Origin of the sequence: Acinetobacter marinus, assembly GCF_900096915.1 — a bacterium.
In the GTDB taxonomy this organism is placed as follows: domain Bacteria; phylum Pseudomonadota; class Gammaproteobacteria; order Pseudomonadales; family Moraxellaceae; genus Acinetobacter; species Acinetobacter marinus.
Genome location: NZ_FMYK01000001.1, coordinates 240,140 through 261,742, shown reverse-complemented (window position 1 = coordinate 261,742; position 21,603 = coordinate 240,140). Strand labels below are relative to the sequence as shown.

At 40.3% G+C, this 21,603-nt stretch carries 20 protein-coding genes; 8 read left to right on the top strand and 12 right to left on the bottom strand.

Annotated features, from left to right (window positions below; genetic code table 11):
* Window positions 1-105: 105 nt before the first annotated feature.
* On the bottom strand, window positions 106-441 hold the full coding sequence (locus tag BLQ60_RS01205) for a DMT family transporter (protein WP_092615962.1): 336 nt from the start codon (window positions 439-441) through the stop codon (window positions 106-108).
* A 152-nt stretch (window positions 442-593) separates the two neighbouring features.
* Between BLQ60_RS01205 and BLQ60_RS01200 the strand changes: the two genes are divergently transcribed.
* Both BLQ60_RS01200 and BLQ60_RS01195 read left to right on the top strand, forming a co-directional pair.
* Window positions 594-1,787 carry a hypothetical protein gene (locus tag BLQ60_RS01200; protein ID WP_092614819.1) on the top strand — a complete coding sequence of 398 codons (1,194 nt, stop codon included), beginning with the start codon at window positions 594-596 and terminating at the stop codon, window positions 1,785-1,787.
* Window positions 1,788-1,966: 179 nt separating this feature from the next.
* Window positions 1,967-2,617 carry a LysE family translocator gene (locus tag BLQ60_RS01195; protein ID WP_092614816.1) on the top strand — a complete coding sequence of 217 codons (651 nt, stop codon included), beginning with the start codon at window positions 1,967-1,969 and terminating at the stop codon, window positions 2,615-2,617.
* A gap of 36 nt (window positions 2,618-2,653) precedes the next feature.
* Here BLQ60_RS01195 and tsaA read toward each other — a convergent pair whose 3' ends face one another.
* Window positions 2,654-3,391, bottom strand: coding sequence for a tRNA (N6-threonylcarbamoyladenosine(37)-N6)-methyltransferase TrmO (gene tsaA / locus BLQ60_RS01190; RefSeq protein ID WP_092614813.1), 738 nt, complete (start codon window positions 3,389-3,391; stop codon window positions 2,654-2,656).
* Window positions 3,392-3,491: 100 nt separating this feature from the next.
* Between tsaA and BLQ60_RS01185 the strand changes: the two genes are divergently transcribed.
* Window positions 3,492-4,271, top strand: a complete 780-nt coding sequence (locus BLQ60_RS01185; RefSeq protein WP_092614809.1) for a ferredoxin--NADP reductase — start codon at window positions 3,492-3,494, stop codon at window positions 4,269-4,271.
* Between the two features lie 201 nt (window positions 4,272-4,472).
* On the opposite strand, the gene BLQ60_RS01180 is transcribed toward BLQ60_RS01185, so the two are convergent.
* The 3 genes from BLQ60_RS01180 to ligA form a co-directional block, all read right to left on the bottom strand.
* Entirely contained in the window at window positions 4,473-6,284 is a 1,812-nt protein-coding gene (locus BLQ60_RS01180; RefSeq protein WP_092614806.1) for a UvrD-helicase domain-containing protein, read from the bottom strand.
* Window positions 6,285-6,286: 2 nt separating this feature from the next.
* Window positions 6,287-8,431: an ATP-dependent nuclease gene (locus BLQ60_RS01175; protein ID WP_092614803.1), complete on the bottom strand. Its 2,145-nt coding sequence runs from the start codon at window positions 8,429-8,431 to the stop codon at window positions 6,287-6,289.
* A 108-nt stretch (window positions 8,432-8,539) separates the two neighbouring features.
* Window positions 8,540-10,600, bottom strand: coding sequence for an NAD-dependent DNA ligase LigA (ligA, locus tag BLQ60_RS01170; RefSeq protein WP_092614800.1), 2,061 nt, complete (start codon window positions 10,598-10,600; stop codon window positions 8,540-8,542).
* Between the two features lie 319 nt (window positions 10,601-10,919).
* On the opposite strand from ligA, the gene BLQ60_RS14010 reads away from it, so the two are divergent.
* Complete coding sequence (locus tag BLQ60_RS14010) at window positions 10,920-11,063, top strand: hypothetical protein (RefSeq protein WP_171259024.1); 144 nt, start codon at window positions 10,920-10,922, stop codon at window positions 11,061-11,063.
* Between the two features lie 91 nt (window positions 11,064-11,154).
* Here BLQ60_RS14010 and BLQ60_RS01165 read toward each other — a convergent pair whose 3' ends face one another.
* The 4 genes from BLQ60_RS01165 to surE all read right to left on the bottom strand — a co-directional run bounded on the left by BLQ60_RS01165 (window position 11,155) and on the right by surE (window position 14,900).
* Window positions 11,155-11,799, bottom strand: coding sequence for a YidB family protein (locus tag BLQ60_RS01165; RefSeq protein WP_092614797.1), 645 nt, complete (start codon window positions 11,797-11,799; stop codon window positions 11,155-11,157).
* Window positions 11,800-12,023: 224 nt separating this feature from the next.
* Window positions 12,024-12,935 carry a LysR family transcriptional regulator gene (locus tag BLQ60_RS01160; protein WP_092614794.1) on the bottom strand — a complete coding sequence of 304 codons (912 nt, stop codon included), beginning with the start codon at window positions 12,933-12,935 and terminating at the stop codon, window positions 12,024-12,026.
* 69 nt (window positions 12,936-13,004) lie between these two features.
* Window positions 13,005-13,850: a peptidoglycan DD-metalloendopeptidase family protein gene (locus tag BLQ60_RS01155; RefSeq protein WP_092614791.1), complete on the bottom strand. Its 846-nt coding sequence runs from the start codon at window positions 13,848-13,850 to the stop codon at window positions 13,005-13,007.
* Window positions 13,851-14,078: 228 nt separating this feature from the next.
* Window positions 14,079-14,900 carry a 5'/3'-nucleotidase SurE gene (gene surE, locus BLQ60_RS01150; RefSeq protein WP_092614787.1) on the bottom strand — a complete coding sequence of 274 codons (822 nt, stop codon included), beginning with the start codon at window positions 14,898-14,900 and terminating at the stop codon, window positions 14,079-14,081.
* 120 nt (window positions 14,901-15,020) lie between these two features.
* Here surE and BLQ60_RS01145 point away from each other — a divergent pair, with 120 nt between their 5' ends.
* Window positions 15,021-15,422: an MCR_0457 family protein gene (locus BLQ60_RS01145; RefSeq protein WP_143005163.1), complete on the top strand. Its 402-nt coding sequence runs from the start codon at window positions 15,021-15,023 to the stop codon at window positions 15,420-15,422.
* Window positions 15,423-15,604: 182 nt separating this feature from the next.
* Entirely contained in the window at window positions 15,605-16,765 is a 1,161-nt protein-coding gene (gene dacC / locus BLQ60_RS01140) for a D-alanyl-D-alanine carboxypeptidase PBP5/6 (protein WP_092615959.1), read from the top strand.
* 68 nt (window positions 16,766-16,833) lie between these two features.
* On the opposite strand, the gene BLQ60_RS01135 is transcribed toward dacC, so the two are convergent.
* The gene (locus BLQ60_RS01135; RefSeq protein ID WP_092614781.1) at window positions 16,834-18,045 is read right to left on the bottom strand and encodes an aspartate aminotransferase family protein; all 1,212 of its coding nucleotides are present in this window, start codon (window positions 18,043-18,045) and stop codon (window positions 16,834-16,836) included.
* Between the two features lie 248 nt (window positions 18,046-18,293).
* On the opposite strand from BLQ60_RS01135, the gene grxD reads away from it, so the two are divergent.
* A complete protein-coding gene (gene grxD / locus BLQ60_RS01130) occupies window positions 18,294-18,638 on the top strand; it encodes a Grx4 family monothiol glutaredoxin (protein ID WP_092614778.1) in 345 nt (114 codons plus the stop codon).
* A 233-nt stretch (window positions 18,639-18,871) separates the two neighbouring features.
* Window positions 18,872-19,519, top strand: coding sequence for an NAD(P)H-binding protein (locus BLQ60_RS01125; protein WP_092614775.1), 648 nt, complete (start codon window positions 18,872-18,874; stop codon window positions 19,517-19,519).
* A gap of 60 nt (window positions 19,520-19,579) precedes the next feature.
* Here the strand turns inward: BLQ60_RS01125 and BLQ60_RS01120 are convergent, their stop codons facing one another.
* Together BLQ60_RS01120 and BLQ60_RS01115 are read right to left on the bottom strand one after the other, a co-directional pair.
* A complete protein-coding gene (locus BLQ60_RS01120; RefSeq protein WP_092614772.1) occupies window positions 19,580-20,317 on the bottom strand; it encodes a hypothetical protein in 738 nt (245 codons plus the stop codon).
* Between the two features lie 52 nt (window positions 20,318-20,369).
* Window positions 20,370-21,557, bottom strand: a complete 1,188-nt coding sequence (locus BLQ60_RS01115) for an MBL fold metallo-hydrolase (RefSeq protein WP_092614769.1) — start codon at window positions 21,555-21,557, stop codon at window positions 20,370-20,372.
* Between the last annotated feature and the right edge of the window lie 46 nt (window positions 21,558-21,603).

The window sequence follows — 21,603 nt, the reverse complement described above, 5'->3', positions numbered from 1 at the left end:
ATAATTATCCTTTCATGTGAATTCAATTTAAACTATGCAATATTAAGTAATGGCGAATGATTGATTTTAAAGGCACATTGACTACAGCACGATTGTTTTTTGTGCTTAGTGTGAAACAGATTTTGAAAACAAATTAATCACCAACACCCCTACAATAATGAAAGCGATGCCAATCTGCGCAGGCAGATCAAGCCTTTGATTCAAATAAATCCAACCCACAACCGAAATCAGCACAATGCCCAAACCGCTCCACAAGGCATAAGTGATACCAATCGGAATAGTCTTACTGACGATGCTGAGACAATAAAATGCAATGCCATAACCAATAATCATCACTGCAACTGGAATCATCTTGGTAAAGCCTTCTGAACGTACTAAAGCGGTGGTCGCAATTACTTCACACGCAATCGCAAAGGCAAGAATCAAATAGCTTTTTAACATCATCCACCTACACAGCTCATTAAATTAAGTCGTTAAATTATAAATGATTTTAAATCTTTTTCTGGCAATCGATTAAAAATTTACACGATAAAATACGTTGGATACTTTACAATAGCACATTCCCACTTTCACTCGATCGTCAAATCTGTACTATGCCCGAAGTCAGTCAAATTTTCCAAAAGCAATTGGATGCCAGTCAGCATTGTTCCGCCTGTCAAGCAGCCATGTACTGGATCGAGGCAGAATATTATCAACAGCCGATGAGCTATTATCAGTGCTCACATTGCGGTCATTGTCAGTTCGTGCAAAATGGCGGACAAAGTTGTCACTGCGAATATTGTTTAAAGCAACGCAAAAAATCGATTCAAAACAGTTTATACAGCGAACGCAAAGAACAACAACGACAAAAGCAACGTGCCGAAGACAATGTTGAATATCTGCTGGATGATTTAAGTTTATTGGAAAAATTATTTTTACTCAGTTTGCTCGATGGCATGGTCGATCATCACCATGCGCATGCGCAATTTGTGGATTTTTCCCATTATCGCTCCACGCAGATCGCACCGAGCTATCAACTGTTTAAAATGCTGAAACAGCAAATGATTCATAACGACTATTTGCTGGAAAAACCGCTTATAGAAAAACAACACTCGGAAAATGCAGAACAATATTATACCAACCTAAAGCTACAAGGTTATCGAGAGCCGAGCCTACTCAGTATCACGGAACAGCTTCGTGCTTGGTTCTATCGAGATTTTTGTCAAGGCGTACCGTTTCGTAGCAGTAATGAAGTCAAACAAACATTGCAACTGATCTTGGCACATGAACTTTTGCATTTTTGCCAATATCGTTGCCTGGCGTTAAAAGTGCAGTTTTATGGCAATCAAGCCTTGATTGATCACTTTCAAACATTACTCAATGAACTTGCCGTGACGCAAATCTACTTTTTGATTGATCGTGCGCTGAATTATTTAGCAGAAAAAAAGCTATTACAGCCGTCCAATCAAAATTATGTGAATACCAACCGACTACGCAAAACACTGCTGGAATATCGGCAACGTGGCATCGAACAACATTGGGAAACGCAAAACTTATCCCGTCCGCAAGATATGCCACGCTCGCAAATGACGGAGATTTTCCTGCATCGGTTTTTAAAACTTGATGAAAAGGTCTATCAACAGCCTTTATGGAAATCATGGCAACTGATCTTGCCGAAAATCCGTTTTTTCGCAGAATGTCATTGTATTCAATGTGGTAGCCGTGATCTGACCATTGAATATTCAACTGAAGAATATGTCTCTTTTAGTTGCTTGCACTGTAAGCAGCAAGATCATTACTTTATTTAATCTGCTAAATCAAAAATTTGAGCGTAAAGCAATGCGCTGAATGTGAAATACGAAATGAAAGATGAAAACTAAAAAGTACTAAAGAAAACTGGTGCGTTTAGTCGACAGTTGATCTTTTCATGGCATACTTGCTAGATCAGCGCTTTGCATAATAGTGGTCTGCAAAATAAGGAAGAAAAATGCACATCTCATGGGAATTTTTAACCACATCATTGATCGTGATCCTGATCCCAGGTACGGGCGTGTTATATACCATTTTCAATGGTTTGACCAAAGGTGCAAGTGCAAGTATCGCTGCATCCATCGGCTGTACTTTCGGTATCGTGCCGTCGCTCCTTGCCAGCTTGGGCGGATTGGCGGTGATTTTTCATACCAGTGCGCTGGCATTTATGGTGCTGAAGTATCTCGGTGCAGTCTATTTACTCTATCTGGCGTGGTCTGTTTGGCGCTCTAGTGATCTTTTAAACCTCAACAAAGATGACTTAGCCAAGTCTGATCAATCGCAAGACACCAAGCAAAACAATCTATTTAGTATTGCGTATAAGGGTTTGTTAATTAACGCATTAAATCCCAAGCTGTCGATTTTCTTTTTGGCATTCTTACCGCAATTCTTACCACAGCAAGCCACTCAGCCGATCGCTGCGATGATCACATTGGGACTAGTATTTATGCTGATGACCTTGGTTGTCTTTATTGGCTATGGTCTGATCGCCCATCAAATGAGCCATTATCTGATGCAATCCCAAAAAATCAGTCGAGCGATTCAACGTGTATTTGCAGGATCGTTGGCATTTTTAGGAATTAAGCTGGCGTTAAGTAGTCAAAAATAATTCACCATCTGCATAAATGTAGATACAAAAGTAGATTTAGCACTGTTCAACAGCAAGGATCATAATGCTTTGTTGTTGAATATGAAATTTGACATTTAGATTGGCAAAACTGAGTCCATAAACCCGATCAGGATCATCGTGATAGGCAGGTTTTGGATTTTGCGCAAGCACTTGTTCTAACTCTTGAAATATCTGTTCAGTCGCATTTTTTCCATTTATTAAATTTTTCTTTTGAATTAGAGCTTCTTCTGACCAAACGACCTGTAAAATCTGCGGTGCATCAGGTGCATAACCACTTACGGCATCAGGAATTGCATCGGCATAGGCAAGATACGGTTTGATATCTACAATCGGCGTACCATCCAAAATATCAGCACCTTGTACATACAAACGTAATACATTGTCTACCTTTTTCACTTCGAGAAACTGTACTACCGATAAACCAATCTGCGATGGTCGATACATACTGCGACTGGCAAACACACCGATTTTCTGATTGCCCCCTAAGCGTGGTGGTCGAATCATCGGCTGGAATGATTTGCTGATATTTTGCGCTTTATCACTTTTTTTCATATCGTTAGCATGAAATTGCCAAAGCAACCACAGGTGACTAAACTGCGCTATCCCTTGAAATGCGTTGAGCTCATCATAAGGTGCAATCAGCTCAATATAACTTGTTGTATTTACTAGGTTTGATTGTCTTGGAATACCAAATTTTTCGACATAAGGTGAGCGCATATATCCGATAATTGGTATAGAAATTTGATGATTCATCACTTTTTTTGATAAAGACCATTAATTATATTCAGTGTATCGAGAATAGTTTTAGATTAGAATAGCAGTCTGTTTTTATTGAGCAATTATTGAGAAGTAAATGGCTGCATTTAATGTAGAACGTATCACTCACGTTCATCACTGGAATGATACTTTATTTAGTTTTAAAACCACTCGTGACACTGCCCTACGTTTTAAGAATGGTCAGTTTGTGATGATCGGTTTGGAAGTGAATGGCAAACCATTGATGCGTGCCTACTCGATTGCCAGTGCCAATTATGAGGAAGAGTTAGAGTTTTTCTCGATCAAGGTACAAGACGGTCCGTTGACGTCGATCTTGCAAAAAGTCCAAGTTGGCGATGAGATTCTGATCTCGAAAAAACCGACAGGTACTTTGGTGCATGATGATTTGTTACCTGGAAAAAATTTGTATTTCCTTTCTTCAGGTACAGGTCTTGCGCCATTTTTATCACTGATTCGTGATCCTGAAACTTATGAAAAATATGAAAAAGTGATCTTGGTACACGGTGTACGTTATGTCAGTGAGTTGGCTTATCAAGATTTGATCTTGGATGAACTGCCAAACAATGAATGGTTTGAAGATTTGTTGATCAAAGAAAAATTGATCTATTTCCCAACCGTGACGCGTGAGCCGTTCCATACGCAAGGTCGTGTCACCACGCATATCGAAGAAGGTACGCTATTTGAAAAAATCGGTTTGCCAAAATTCAATCGTGAAACCGATCGTGCCATGCTTTGCGGTAGCCCTGCGTTCTTGAAAGATGTGGCGGCATTGCTTGATCAACATGGTTTGGTTGAGTCACCGCGTATGGGTGTGATGGGCGACTATGTGATCGAACGTGCTTTTGTTGAAAAGTAAGTTTTTACTTTAAAAGCTGTGCGTTAAAAAATCCAAATGTTAAGACGTTTGGATTTTTTTATTTTTGAAATTTGTTCTTGGAGATTAACGGTTTGGCGTAGTAACGAATTTTTAGTACAAAAGTTCAACAGAATTACAGCTGTTGAACCTTATACAAATATTTCATGGAAGCACATCAGTCGCCATTGGAACAAACGCATTTTATCCGTAATCCATTGCAGAATAGTCATAATTGTATTCTATTAAGTGTGGGGTTGGTCGTTTTCCTTCGGGTGCGTAATGCCGATGAACATTTCTATATTTTTCAGAAATAAGATGTAAATTTTTTCTTGCTCTTGAAGCTAAAACATACAAAAGTTTCTTTGAATTTTCAACACCATTTTTATCATTAAAATGAGGAACATAACCTTCCAACAAGCCAAAGCCAATAACTGTATCGTATTCTTCACCTTTTGTTCCGTGTATCGTGGAAACGGTAATTCCATCCCGCTGTCTGAATACCTTTCGGAAATTTTCAATATCCCCAATATATAGATTTCCATCATCAATCAGTTTCTGAATTCTACTTTCAGAACTTGCAAAAAATGAATTGAAATGCTCATGTAACATATGAAAATGAGGTAGTACAATTTTTAAATTTTCACAAATCTTATTAAAGAAAATTTTTAAATAAGTCAAACCATCTGTTTCGTTTATTTCCAAAGAATTACAAATTCTTAAGAATTCTTTACTGCTTACATTTGAAACATCGACTCCCGAACTATCCAATTCATTTAAAATTTCTTCACTCCACCTTAACCTTTTTAAATACATAAATGGAGAAGGTTCGGTCAATGCAACTCTTGAAACCTTGAACCAAAAATTATCAATATCCCGAGAAAAAGGAGCCATTCCTGGTCCGTCAAAACTGAAATCAGGAAGTCTGATGATCAGTTTTCTTGTAATACTTGCGATATGAACCCATTGAGGAGCAGTGATACATATTTCGTTTGGGTTAATTCCAGCTGTTTTTACATTATACAAAATTAACTGAGCTAATTCTTCAATTAAATCATCTACTGAGACAACTGAATTGAATGTAATTGTACTTGGATAATCTTTTCCATTACCAAATGCAACAATTGGAGTTTCGAAAGTTTTATAATAATCAAAATAGCTGATAATAGCCGACGATGACCTATAGTTTTTATCTAAGCTTAATGGGGTCAATTCAAATCCTAATAATTTTTCTAATTCATCTTTAGGCATTGGGTAGCCTCCCAACGAGTCGTAAATAGATTGGTTTGGGTCGCCAACAATAAGTGTTTTTGAATTGCCTTTGCTTACGCTTAATATTTTAGATATGATGTGATACTGTATTTCCTTAGTATCTTGATATTCATCAATTAAAATAAAAGAAAATAATTTTGATAGAATATTTGCTACAACTGGTTTTGATTTGAGTATTTCATAAGCGTAAAACAAAATTTGTTCAAAATCAATCTGTCGGTTTTTTTCGAGGATTGCGAAATATTCCCCCAAAATTTTTTGCAATGAGTTATGCTTTTTTGTGTCTAGACAAGTCAAATAGAAATTATCCGTTTTGGCAAGGATGCCACAATCATAATAGGTTATTTTTTCCTCTTTATAGGGCTTGCATAATTCGGTCAATATCTTTTCACTGTCAAAAGAATTGATAACCTTAAAGCCGTTCTTCAATCTTTCGGAATACAAATGATATGGCTTTAAAATCCATTCCATACAAAAAGAATGGATAGTGCCAATCCATAATTGTGTCGTATCAACACCTAATAACTCAACACGCTCCTTTATCTCATCGGAAGCCCTATTAGTATAGGTTATGGCTATAACGAATTCCTTGTCTGATTTCAACCTGCTTAATTCATAAGCAATTTTGAATGTAAGGGTTCTCGTTTTACCGCTTCCAGGACAAGCAATAAGAAGCACGCTATTATCTTCAAGAATTGCATTTTCTTGTTCTATATTGATACTATCTTTTTCCCAAATAAACATAACTACTTCAGTTTGTCTATTAGGGTTAAAATTTGGTCATTTGGCAGTACACGGTCAAAATCAAAAATTAAGTCTTCCAATTTATTTGCCCCTTTCCTATATTTCAAAAGTTCCTTTTTACAACTTGTAAAATCCAAGGTGTCATCATCCTCAAAATGTTTATTCATTCTGTACTGAATAATGTCAGCAACTATGTTTGAAGAATATGTTTCCTTTGCAAAAAGGATAGCATCAAGAATATAAGCTGGAATTTCAGTCTTATACGAAATATGTTTGCCTAGCATAATTGCAAACCAACCTTTTCCTTCTTGTTTTGCCATTGTAAGAACCCGCTTTCCATAAATAGCTATCTCATCACTTTCAATATTTTCTTTTGCTAGCTTTCTTGTTGGTGGATCCGTATAAACTTTATCAATAATTGCTAATATTTCATCTTCATTTCCTTCTGCTAGAAAATCTACTTCAAAAGTATAATCAGCATAAAAAGTTTTTACCCAATCATTTCCAGCTTCAAAAGCATCTAACTTAGCCTTACGCTCTAAACCTTTTTGTTTAGATGCTTCAACTTTTCTCTTATACTTTATTAATCGTTCACTATCATCAATATCATTAATTGTGGTATCACAAATAGCATCATCTAAATCAGTAAGAATAGCACATTTCCTTTTTATCCTTTCATTATGAAAAAGTTGTGCAACATTTTCAAACCCAGTACTTCTTATATTTATCAAACTTATACCCAACTCGTCCAAGCTTACCCCCAAAACTTTCTTTACTACAATTGGGATTAGAATTTCTTCGGCATCGCCTTCTACCAAAATCACACCTTTAGCGAAGAGCAAATTGGTTCTTACAGCATCCAAGTAGCGTTGTACTTGATTAATGTTTTCTGCACCTAAGCCTGTAGAAGGCTGATAAACTTCTGCATAGTTTAATTTTTTAGCTAAGATGTTTATGTTTTCTACATTACTGACTTCAGATATCTGAGTAGAGTGGGTTGAATATATGATTTGAGTATCACCATAATCTAATTTGTCGAACAATGTTTTCTGAATATGATTATGGATATGAGCCTCTGGCTCTTCTATAATTAAGAAATTTGCGAAAGTATCTTTTGACTTTCGATACTTAAATTCTAAAAGTTTTAGTGTTAAAAAGATAAGGTTAGCACCTCCCAAGCTTAACTCATGAATACCACCTTCATATTCTTCCCCCGGTTCCCCGATAAATAGTTTTAAAGATTGAAGCAATTTTTCTGCTTCATCAGGAACGCTGGATTTTATAGATAAGGATGAGGGAGAATAAGTAAGCCCAACAGCATCCTGAATTGTAGTTTTAATATCCTTACGGATAGTCTGTACATCAGGAAGTCCTTCAATGCTTTCATTCAAATCTTTTACTAAATCGCTGATGGGTTGGTAATCAGAATCTTTAATTTCGCCACTTTTATTTTTTAAAAGAGTGAGTAGCGGATTGGTTCTGTTATTATGAAAATCGCTTACAACATCTCTTAGTGCCTGTATAAAAGTAAATGAAACTTCTTTTGCAACAGATAACTGATGAGGGATTTTAGAACCAAATTTTGATGCGTCAATAGCAGAAGGGAAAACAACATTTTCAAAATCACCTACAAGTTCTTTGTATACATCAGGGTCGTTAAAATCCGCTGTGCTTTTCCCTGTAAAAAATGTTTCATAATTATCTAAAATGTTAATATCATCAAGTATAGATTGTAATCCCACTTTGTCGCCTTCAGCTAACTCCGAAAGTTTTTGTCTGATGTCTGCTTTTGGGCGAAAAAAAAGATTGTATGTAGCTTTTTCTACATAGTCAGCTTCGGCAATGCCGGTTCCGTGTATGAATAATGATTGAATGGCTTCTTCATCATTTAGTTCATCAAATTCAATACTGATAATTATCCAATGCCCTTTCCATCTTCCTTTGTCTAGAGTTCTATTAAAATCACCTTCAGTTAGTTTATAGGCAAACTGTAGAGAAGCATCTTCCAAAAGCAATCTGATAGCTCTAAAAATGTTTGTCTTTCCTGAACCATTTTCACCTATAACAGTGTTAATTCCTTCATTAAACTTAAAATACGAATTGGCGAAATTTCTATAATTGACAAGACTTATTTTAGATATGTACATTTCACTATTGCCCTTGGCGCTTTATTTGGATTAGTGTTAACGTTTGTTTTAAGAACTTTATATAACATGCTCGTGAAGTTCCGTCAAAAGCTAACTTTCAACCAACGTTTATCCTTCAAATCCACCTAACATCTGCAAAAACTGATCTTCATTCATCACCGCCACACCAAGCTTTTCCGCTTTATCCAGTTTACTGCCTGCTTTCTCACCTGCCACCACACATTTGGTCTTGCTCGATACACTACCCGATACCCTCGCACCAAGCGCCTGCAATCGCTGTGTCGCCTCATCACGCCCCATACTAGCAAGCGTACCTGTCACCACCCAACTTTCCCCATTGAGTGGCTGACGTGTCGGTGCTTGCGGTGCAGCCCAGTGAATCCCTGCATCAAGTAAGGCCTGAATCACTTCAATATTATGCTCAGCATGGAAGAAATCAAAAATCCATTCTGCGGTAATGTCGCCAACATCAGGCGTTTTCTTGAGTTGTTCTAAATCCGCCGACATCAACGCATCTAAAGTTTGGAATTGATTGGCAAGCATCCGAGCAGTAGTTTCTCCCACTCCACGAATACCGAGCGCATAGATAAATCGGTGTAGCTCAGTTTCTTTACTTTGCTCAATCGCATCAATTAAGTTCTGTACGGATTTTTCACCCATCTTATCAATAGTGAGTAATTTTTCATGGTGCAAATGCAAACTGTAAATATCAGCCACATTATCCAGTAATTCTAGGTGTAGCAAAGACTCGACCCAACGATCGCCCAAGCCTTCGATATCCATCGCCTTACGCGCCACGAAATGGCGAATCGCTTCAATACGCTGCGCCGCACAGTACAAACCACCCGAGCAACGTGCCAATGCCTCACCTTCAGGCATCACCACAGGCGACTCACATACTGGACATTGACTCGGTAATTCAACCACTTGCGCTGTATCAGGACGGAATTCTTGCCAGACTTTTTCCACTTTAGGAATCACGTCGCCAGTCCGATACACGCTGACCGTATCACCGACTCGCACATCAAGACGATGAATCTCGCCAATATTGTGTAGCGTAACATTGGATACCGTCACACCACCGACGAAGACAGGTTTTAGACGTGCCACAGGTGTCAGCGTACCTGTACGCCCGACTTGCCACTCGATATTATCAACCGTCGTCAGCGCAGCTTGTGCAGGGAATTTATACGCCGTCGCCCAACGTGGCTCACGACTCAAGAATCCAAGTTGTTTTTGTTGTTGTAGGCTATCGACTTTGATCACCATACCGTCAATCTCAACGGAGAGATTTGGACGCTCTTGCATAATTTCTTGATAGCAATTTTCTACATCTTCGATGCTATCCACGAGCCATTGTCGCTCGGCGATTTCAAAACCTAATGTTTTTAACCAATGCAAACTGGCACTCATCGAATCCAAATCATGATGCGGTTCGCACTGCGCTATACCGTACGCATAAAATGCAAGTGGTCGGCTTGCAGCAATTTTCGGATCAAGTTGGCGTAGACTTCCTGCGGCGGCATTACGTGGATTGGCAAAGGTTTTTTCACCTTTTTGTTCTGCTTCACGATTGAGCTTTTCAAAGCCTGATTTAGGAATTAAGACCTCGCCACGCACTTCTAATAATTCAGGAAGCTCATCTTTGCTATGAGTCAACTGCAATGGAATGTTACGAACAGTTCGCACGTTTTGACTAATGTCCTCACCTGTTTCACCATCGCCACGGGTCACGCCTTGCACCAGCTGACCATTTTTGTACCACAGTGAAATCGCCAAACCATCGAGTTTCAGTTCAACATCATATTGTACTTTTTGATTGGGCAAACGATCTTGAATACGTTGATCAAATGATTTGAGCTCATCAAAATTAAAGACATTACCTAGCGACAACATCGGCACTGCATGTTTGATGGATTGGAATTTTTTTAAGGCTTCACCGCCGACTTTCTGCGTTGGCGAATCATTTTGGATGGATTCAGGATATTGTTGTTCTAAGGCTTTGAGTTGATGAAACAGTTGATCGTATTCCGCATCGCTAATGCTCGGCTGATCCATCACATAATAGGCATGATTATGTTTGGCTAAAATCTGAATCAACTGACGCATCTGTAAGGCAATTTCTTGATCACTGCTATTTTGAGCTGAGCTGTTTTGATCTGAGCGCATCAACACGGTCTTCCTAATGTTATGAAATTTATGAAACGATTCCCCAATATTTAAGCATAATCAATGGTTCTGGCATAGCGACTTCGAGCGAGATATTCGGTTTTTCAGCACGTTAGCGCATGTTGTATTCATATTACAAAAGGTACGTAAACTTGCACTAGCACTGTGCAGGCGATAAGGTTATTGTGTAGGTCTTGATCTGCAAGATGTAATAAATTTCATAGATCAAGTCAAATTTTAATGATTGAATTTGTTGTATTTATTCTAGCTTGGTGAACAACCAATCGGCATAGCATCAGCAAATCTTAGGAGTATGATAATGGCGAAGAAAGTCAGTAAAAAAGTCGCAGTAAAGCAAAAATTGAAATCAGTAAAGCGTGAAATCAAGCAACGCTTGAACAAAATTGACAAGCAAGAAGGTAAAGTCAAAAAGCTGAAAAAGAAACTGAAAAAAATGAAGTAATCATCAACTGATTCATTTTTTAAATTTCACAAAAAAGCTGAACCATCGAGTTCAGCTTTTTTATTGCTCAAATTTATTACTCAAGCCATCGTTAACGAATATTCAAACTATTGAGGATATTTTGAATATCATTATTGGCTTCAGATTGACTGCTCGATTGACCTTGAGGTGTCAGTGAATCAATAATTTGTGGCAATACCGTCGCAATCGCAGCATAGACATTCTGCTTTGACTCGTTAGTTTGATTGGCAACTTGCTCTACATCCTGATCATCAAATAGTTGTTCGACATGCTGTTCTTCAACATTTTGATTTTGTGCCGTATTTGGATCTACCCAAGATTGGGCTTGTCCGCCCAACCCCGATTTAGTCAGTTTATCCAAAGCACCTTGTAGACCACCTTGCTTTTGAATCCACGCCAGAACGATCGGCAATACCGCAACCAACAGCGCACTTTTACCACCACCAAAGCTCGAACCACTGCCTTGATTTTGGTTTCCACCACCATTGAGCTGTCCAAGTACCGAGCCCAAAATACTGCCTAAGCCACCAGAAGACTGCCCTTGTTGGCTATTTCCACCATTGAGTTGACCCAGTACAGAGCCCAAGATGCCACCTAAGCCACCTGCATCGTTACTTTGTTGGCTGTTTTGTTGTGAATTTTGCTGATTGCTATTGTTTTGACCGCCCAATGCTTGTTTGGCAATCGCTTCGACTAAACTCGCTAAATTTGTCATGTCTGTCCCTTATTTTTGCATATCCGAAAAGGTATTTACGATGTTTGGCATTTATTGAAGATCAAATTTTAAAAATGTGATCAGCAACACAATATTACAGAGTAAAACATTCCTTTGTCTGTAAGCCCAATGTATATATCTACACAAAATCATGGAGAAAACAAGTATAAAATCCGCAAAGATTGAACAACTTAACAATGCTGTTCAGCTAAAACGGATTGAGTTTAGCGACCACCAGGTAACTGCGAAAAATAACTTTTCAGCGTTTCAATACAACGGATCACTTTGACAGGCTGTTGTTCACGCTTCAGAGTGACTGCATATAAGGTATATTCTGGCAATTTCCAATCAGGGAGCACTTCGACAAAATTACCATGCTTCAGATCTTTTTGCGCATCCAGATGTAAAATACGTCCAATACCGTGCCCTTCCATGCACAGTGTTTTCATGACAAACACATTATTGGTGCGGATTTTAACAGGCATTTCCAGCTCAACTGTTTCATTGGTGCTGTCATTGTGAAATTTTAATTTTGAGAATTTTTTCATTAAATCAACAGGAAGCAGTTGATGATTTAGCAAATCATGCGGATGTTCGATATTGCCACGTTGACTAATATAGCTTGGTGAAGCAATCAAGACCTGTTGCACGCGCGCCATTGGATAGACTTCAAAATCATCATCACTAATATGCTGACTCATTCGCACCGCAACATCGATACGCTCATCAATCAGATTCAGATATTGCTCTGACGCCATGATGTTCACTTTCAAAGTTTCATGCGCCATCATCCAACGAGAAAGTGCAGGAACGATGTGCAAAGACGCCAGCTCTGGCGAAGTCGCTAAGCGAAGTTCCCCAATTAAATCATCTTGAAGCTCGCTGATGCGAATTTTGCCTCGCTCAGCGGCAGCCATCATTTCCTGACAGCTTTGGAAAAAAGCCTGACCAGCTTCAGTCATGCTGATTTTTCGTGTTGAACGATGCAAAAGGGTCACATTCAGCTCGATTTCTAGCGAACGAATTTGTTGACTCACAGCACTGGTGGTGATGCCCAAATCTTTGGCAGCACCACTAAATGATCCACGCTCTACTACGCAAGCAAAGACCCCCATCGCACGAAGATTTTCCAACACGGTTGATTTCTCAAATGACTTAAAAATTTGATACTAAACGAAATTCTACCGAATGAAAACAGCTTGAGCTCAACTAATTGGCAAAATTGAAACGGGATCAATCGGCTTGCCATCGAGACGAATTTGGAACTCGAGCATGGTTTTATTGGTTCCTGTGCTGCCCATCTCAGCAATTTTTTGACCTGCTGTCACTTTATCGCCGTTTTTGACGAGTAGTTTGCTATTGTGTGCGTAAGCCGTAATGTAACCATTTGTATGTCGAACTAAGACTAATTGACCATATTCTTTAAGTCCATCATCAGCATAGACCACTTCACCAGCCGCTGCGGCATAGATTGGATCACCCGCATTACCCGCAAAACGAATGCCTTTTTTATTTTGACTGAGGTCATAACGATCAATCACACGCCCATTACTTGGCATCACCCAATTTAAACCTTGGGTCGATGTGCCAATCGGGGTTGGGTTGACTGTAGGCGTCGGCGTCGTGCCTAAACCAACCGAAGGCTGTGCATTTGGCATATTCGGCTGAACGACATTGACTTGATTCGGCACTTGTGCGGATTGCGCCTGTGCTAGGACACTTTCACGTTGAATGCTACCCTGTTCTTGGATCGGCTGTGTTTTGACCAGTCGAGAATCATTGCTGCTATTGCCACGTAGTCGAAGCGACTGATTGACATAGATTTTATCCATGACCTGAATATTATTTAAGCTAGCAACATTGCGATAATCTAAGCCATATTTCATGGCAATTTTGCTCAGACTATCACCTGGTTTGACCGTATAAAATTCAGGCACATAAAATACACGGGAGCTTTGCTGACTGGTGATTGGCTTGGACGCACAGCCCACCAAAAGTACACTAGATAATACGCCAAGTGTCATGGCAGTTCGAATAGCACGGTATTCCATGGATAAAATTTCCTACATCCTCAACATGACAGCGCAAAGCGATGTCGGTTTTAAAGCAAATTAAATTCAAATACGCTCAATGAATGCCAATCAGCATAACAAAAGCATGGCAAAAAATAGCAAGCGGCATGCCGATTGTCACAAAGCAATAACATATTTGCTTACAAATGCTGTTTTTTTACCCAGCCTTTGTTGCAAAAGCGTTGTGCGTATACCGACCAAAACCGTCTAGTCTTGTGATGCCGTGGTCTCATTGCCACGTAGCCACTCAGACATTTCATCCAAAACCGCATAATTGGTCGAATCCATTTGGATCGGTGTGATACTAATATAGCCATGCGTGATCGCATAAAAATCTGACTGCACCCCTGCCGCATTTTGGCTCGGTTCAACGATGGCTTCACCTGACAAACCAATCCAATACACTTGGCGACCACGTGGATCAACATGGCTGGTGATCGGCTTGGACTGCGAACGACGCCCAAGATGGGTGATTTGCACCCCAGCATAATCGTCCACATCAGGAATATTGATATTTAAAATATGCCGTGGTGGCAGGCTCGGTAAGCCGTTGGCAATAAAATCTTTGACCCAATTTGCAGCTTTGGCATAATCATCAGGATGTTCATAGCTACGCACATTTGGCCCTGCAAAGGATACTGCGATCGCAGGTTGTTTCATCAAGCGCCCTTCAAACGCTGCGCCCACAGTGCCTGAATACAACACATCATCACCAAGGTTTGGTCCACTATTGATACCAGACACCACCAAATCGAACTGCTGACCGTCACTGTGCTCGGATTGAATATGTTCAAGCAAGCCATTCATGGATAAATAGACGCAATCTGCTGGTGTGCCATTTACCGCCCAAACCTGCGGGGAAATTTCGACAGCCCGCAGTGGACGATCCAAAGTGAGCGCTGAAGAAAAGCCACTACGCTCACTTTCAGGCGCAACCACAGTCACATTGGCAATCTCAGTGAGGGCTTTTGCCAAAGCCTGAATGCCAGGTGCAAACACACCATCATCGTTAGAAATTAAAATATTCACAAAAACACTCTATAAAAAAGTCTACAAAAATCATCTAGTCACAGTTTAGAACTGTGGCTATTGTAAGACAAATTTTTTGAAACGTGATGAATTGAAGGTTATTTTATAATGCAAAATTTGATGAAGACTGCTCTTAAAAGTACTGTAATTGCACTGATGTTCTCTGGATTAAGCGCTACAGCGATGGCTCAAAGCACTGCACCAGCACAAGATAAAGACAATATCGAAATCACCCCAGCGATTCAGACCACCAAAGAAGAAATCGCTGTGGTACAAGTGCTCTCTGAAATCTGCCCAGACATTATTGGTAAAAATGCCAATTTTGATCAAGGCTATAAACGTGTCTTGACCGATCTTTTACCAGGTATTTCTGATCCCGTCCTTGCGGTACAAGCCTTAAGCGAAGAAAGTGACTACCAACCTGTACTCAAGCAAGCACGCCAAGATGCTGCCAAAGCCAGCCGTGAAGAAAACCGTGCTGTCTGCCTCGATGTCATTAACTGGGGCAAAAAATCATCATAATTGATGCGATCAATCATAAAGCACGCTGTGGTTCACATTTATCGCTGTTGACTTAACAAAATATTTTTGAAAAAGCGCTTAAATCGTTTGGTTTAAGCGCTTTGCTATTTTAGAATGCTATTTTTAGATTTTGTTAAAATTCGGACTGGATAAATCGCATGGCTCGCCGTTTTGCTTCAACAATGACCTACACAAAAACTTTTGCCACAACAACGCTACTGCTGAGTACCACTTTTCAATTTAGCTATGCCGCAACAGTGATCGCCTCGCCACCAGAATTAGACAACAAGTCTTATGTGATCATGGATTATGACTCTGGCAAAATTCTCGCTGCAAAAAATGAAAATGAGCATCTTGCACCTGCATCAATGACCAAGATGATGACCAGTTACATCATCGAGCAAAAACTACTCAAAGGCGAACTCACCGAAGACGAAAAAGTCCGTATGAATGAGTCTGCGTGGTGCCGTGGTAGTAGTAGCGAATCATGTATGTATGTGCCGCTCAACGGTACGGCAACAGCTTTAGAAATGTTACGTGGCATTATCATTCAGTCTGGTAATGATGCCTCTAAAGCCATGGCGGAACATATCGCAGGCAATGAGGGCACCTTTGCCCACATGATGAACCAAGAAGCCAAGCGTATTGGCATGAGCAATACCAATTTTGTCAATTCAACAGGTATGCCAGCCGAAGGACATTACTCTAGTGCGCTGGATATGGCGAATCTGGCAAAACACATTATCCATGACAGCTCAAAATATTATCCGATTTATTCAGAAAAAGAGTTTACCTTTAATGGTATCAAACAAGGTAACCGTAATGCTTTGCTCTACACTGATCCAAGTGTAGATGGTCTAAAAACAGGTCATACCAATGAAGCAGGCTTTTGCTTAACTACATCAAGTAAACGTGGTCCAATGCGTTTGATCACCGTGATCATGGGCGCACCAACCATGCAAGCACGTGCATCTCAAACCCGTGAATTGCTCAACTGGGGTTTTGGCAACTTTGAAACCACTACCATTCGTCCAGCAAAACAAGCCTTAGCGACCAGCCCAGTGTGGTTTGGTACAGAAGATCAAGTGCAATTGGGCATTGTTGATGCGCTCGCTGCAACCATGCCTAAAGGTCAAGCAGATAAAATCGAGACCAAACTCCAAGTCAATCCTGAGCTTCGTGCACCGCTCAAACAAGGTCAAGTGGTTGGTAAAATTACTGCAATTTCCAATGGTAAAGTGGTTGCTGAACAGCCTTTGGTAGTACTCAAAGCAGTTGAAGAAGCTGGTTTCTTTGCCCGTATGATTGATCATATCAAGTTGTTCTTTAGCAGTTTCTTCTAAATTATTGTTCAAACTAAAAAAGGTTCTCAATTCGAGAACCTTTTTTTAACTCAAAATTTAAAACAGAATTATCCCAAGAAGTCTTCAATCAGTGGTACCAAACGATCAAGCACTTGATCTGCCTCTGCTTGGGTCAGATTGAGTGGTGGCAACAAACGCACCACATTACCCGCCGTGACATTAATGATAAGTTGTTTTTCATCTCGGGCACGAGCGACCAATTCTGCGCAATCTTTTGGCAACTCAATCCCAATCATCATGCCAAAACCACGCACATTGACATCATGTACAGAGAGTCGGCGGTTAAACTCATCTGCAAGATATTGACCAATTTTTGCAGCATTTAGAATCGCTGCTTCATCAACCAAACAGTCAATCACTGTACAGACCACTCGGCTACCCAACGCTGTCCCGCCATAGGTCGAACCGTGATTGCCCGCAGCAAGTACACCGACCGCTTTAGCGCTAGTGAGCACTGCACCAATCGGAAAACCATTGCCCAAACCTTTCGCAGTGGTCACCACATCAGGTCGGATATTGGTATGTTGATAGGCAAAATATTTGCCAGTCCGTCCATTACCCGTTTGCACTTCATCCAGCATCAGCAACCAGTCATGTTGATCGCAGAGATCACGTAATTGTTGCAGATATTGAAAGCCCTGCGGTGCGGTATTGACACCACCCTCGCCTTGGATTGGCTCGACAAAAATTGCCACAATATCAGGATGGGTCAATGCCAATTTTTCGATGGCATCAATGTCGCCATAAGGCACACGCAAGAAACTATCGACTAACGGCGCAAAACCTTCCTGTACTTTGGCATTGCCTGTTGCAGAAAGTGTCGCCAAGGTGCGTCCATGAAATGACTTTTCAGCAACAATAATTTTGCCATTCAAAATATCTTTGTCATTACCATATTTGCGGGCAATTTTAATCGCCCCTTCATTGGCTTCTGCACCACTATTGGCAAAAAACACCTCATCCATGCCTGAAATTTCAGCCAGCTTTTGCGCCGCCGCAGTTTGCCAAGGAATTTCATACAAATTACTGGTATGAATCAATGTTTGTGCTTGATCGGCAATCGCTGCGGCAATCACAGGATGTGCATGCCCTAAACCACACACCGCAATCCCTGACAATGCATCTAAATATTCCGTACCATCTTCTGTATACAGATAAGCACCTCGCCCTCGGACAAACGCAATCGGCTGACGTGCATAAGTTTGCATCAGATGTGAGGGTTGATTGGTCTGAACGGGCGCCTTGCTATACTGTGTCATGATTTATCTCTATATAAAATCAATATTAAAAATCAATATTAGAAACCATTATTTAGATCGTTATTTAAGATCAATAATGTCTTAGAAAAAATTCCCTTGAAAAAATAATTTCTAAACCCATCAAATGTATAACGAAATCCACACTCGTCCAAGCCTTTTTCAGTAGCAACTACTAAAAAATGTGAATTAACGCTGTGTAAACAAGTACTTTTGGCTATAATAGACCGATTGAAACAGAGGAAATGAAAATGACTGAACAAGCTCGTGATACCGAAGCCTTGATCCGTGATCAAATCGCCAAACATGCGGTATTACTGTACATGAAAGGGACACCACAGTTTCCACAGTGTGGTTTTTCTGCCCGTGCAGTAGAAATCTTGAGCCAAATTGGTCGCCCTTTTGCCTATGTTAATATTCTTGAAAATCAAGATATTCGCGCAACTTTGCCTGCGATTGCCAACTGGCCAACTTTCCCACAGCTGTGGGTCAACAAAGAATTGATCGGGGGTAGCGACATCATGATGGAAATGTTCCAAAATGGCGAATTACGCACTTTGGTGGAAGAACACAGCCCTGCACCTGAAGAAAACTAAACCCGTTCAATTTTGCTTTACGCAAAAACTGAATCGAAACCTTTAATGGTAGATACTGTTAAAGGTTTTTTTATGGCTGAAGATTGCTTCAGTCAGTATAAATTCACAAAGTTATTCTTGCCTAAGCTGTGAATTCTTTTATAGTCAAAACAGATTAAAACGATGAATTTTAACTCAGTTGAGTTTCAAAGCAGATAAATTTTAAGCCATTAAGTTTTACAAAGGATTGAATCATGAATATTTTACTGCTCGGTGCGACAGGTGTGGTCGGTCAACAAGTGTTGAGCCTTGCCCTTCATCATCCTCGCATTACCAAAGTCTACACCCCAGTGCGCAGACTGATGCCGATGGAGCACGACAAATTACAGCAGTTTCAGCTTGATTTTGCTCATATCGATGCACAACTACCAAGCAAACTCAATCTCAATGACATTGATGCGGTGATTTGTGCGCTTGGCACCACTATGAAACAAGCAGGTTCCAAGAATGCTTTTCGCAAAGTCGATTATGATTTCCTTTTAACCTTTGCAAAAATCGCCAAGGAAAACCATATTTCCACCTATGTGCTGAATTCGGCGATGGGTGCTGATGCGAATTCCCGTATTTTTTACAATCAAGTCAAAGGTGAGCTGGAAAATGCCTTGCAACAGCTACACTTTCCATCGTTGACTTTGGTTCGTCCAGGCTTGATCGATGGCAATCGTGACGAATTTCGTCTCGGCGAAAAAATCATGTTAAAAATCATGCGTCCGATCAATGGCTTTTTACCCAAATCGTGGCGACTGAGTCCTGCGCAAAATATTGCCAAAGTGCTATTACAATCGGCATTAGAACAAAAGTTAGGGGTACACATTATTTCTGCTGATCAACTGGCAGAATAATTTAATCATCAAGGGCAGCGCATCGTGACTGCCCTGATTATTTTTGAATGTTTTGGATGATTAAATTTTGAGATAATCCAACACCCGATTGGTGCTTTCGCCAAACCATTCTTGACGTTGTTCTTGGTCAATATCGCTCATTTCTGCTAAACACAAGGCATCGTGATCAGGCGATATGTTTGTAATAATCGGCTGAATTTTAGAAAAGTAATCTTCAATGAGCTGATCGACTTTACCCGCTTCCACTTCTTCGAGTAAATAAAACACCATAAAGAGCGCCCAGTCATAGGCAAGGTTTGGCTTGCTTTGATGAACCAGCTCAATAATTTTGACGGCGACAGCCAATGCCTTGTCATAGACCACGGTTTCGTCATGTAGAGTGTAATACGGCGTGCCAAACTCGACATAAATCAAGTCTGAATCTCGATCCCACACCGCAATGATGTCATTATCTTGATCTTCAACGTCGATGTCGGCGTTGATGTCATGCTCTACATCACTTTGTACTTGCTGATCCTCAGGATATTCATTGAGGTATTCGAATCTTTTACTTTTTAAGTCTTGGTAATAGTCAGGATATTTCTTTGCCAGAGGGAAATCATCGATGCGATAGGTCTGCATATAGTCATTTTCTAGCAGAATATCCATCAGGCGAAAATGGGTATAACTGGTATCGAAATATGCCTGTAAACGATAGCAATTGGCGAACAGTTGGCGCTTTTCTGCCGCAGGAATATCCGAACTGTGCAATGTTCGAATGGTGATTTCGATCAAGTCTTCAATTTCATGCATCGACATTGTTATGACTCCTGATGATTAAACTTTCATATCTTTAGTGTCTTTCATATCTTTAAGGTGTGTCTGTGTTCTTAGCTGTGTTTTTTGATGTATTTTTAGCCGTCGTTTGATAATCTGTCGCATACGGCGATTTCCACCATTCATGCTGTGGCAAAGCCTGAATTGAAAACACTTCGCCAATCATCGGTGTGGTTAAGGTCACAGAGGTCTTGGCAATGGCTTTTTGCACACGTTCGATCGGATCACGCCACTGATGTAAGGACAAATCGAACTTACCCCAATGGATCGGCAACATCGCTTTGGCATTCAGATCTACGGCGGCTTGTACGGACTGTTCTGGGAACATGTGAATCTGCGCCCAGTCTTGGTTATAAGCACCATCTTCAACCAGCGCAATATCAAACGGTCCAAACTGCTGACCGATCTTGGCAAACTCAGGCGAATACCCACCATCGCCACTAAAATACAGCGACAAATTCGGAGACTTCACCACCCATGAGCCCCACAGGGTGGTATTACGCTCGAAGGTTCGTCCACTAAAATGACGAGATGGCGTGAAGATCAAGCGAATATTTTTCAGTTGAACCTCATCGTACCAATCCATTTCAGTGATTTTCTCGTTGGGCACATCCCAGCGTTGTAAGTGCGCTTTTACCCCAAGTGGCACATAGAAATGTCCAACTTTATCATTGAGGTCTTGAATGGCGTGATGATCCAGATGGTCATAATGATCGTGAGAAATAATCACGGCATCGATCTTTGGCATATCATCGATCGTCGGTGTGTTGGTCATTGCAAACGCTTTGCCACCCAGCGGAATCGGTGAGGCACGATTAAACACAGGGTCGGTCATGATGGTCAGATCATCACTACGAAATAATACCGAAGAATGTCCAAGCCATACCAGTTGTCCATTTTGTAAAGGCTGGTTTTTAAAATTTAAGGCGATGGTCTGCAATGCGGCGGTTGGATTTTTATTGGCTTCAGGGCTGACCAAACGATACAGCACCGATGCCATCGATGGGCTTTTATCAGATGAGGTATCCATTTTTGTTGGGATTAAATTTTTAAAGATTTCACCATTAAAATGCGTTGAATCCGCAAAACGCTTTTGACTTTGCGCATCAGGTTGACCGCCAAAAGTTGGCGCAAAGGTTAAGAATAAATAGGCGCATAATGCTAGAAGGAGCAGAATAATGACCAGCCATTTTAAAAACGCCCAAAGGTGTCGTAACATCATTTTTCTCTATATTCAAAATTTTCTAAATACACAAGGCAATACACCA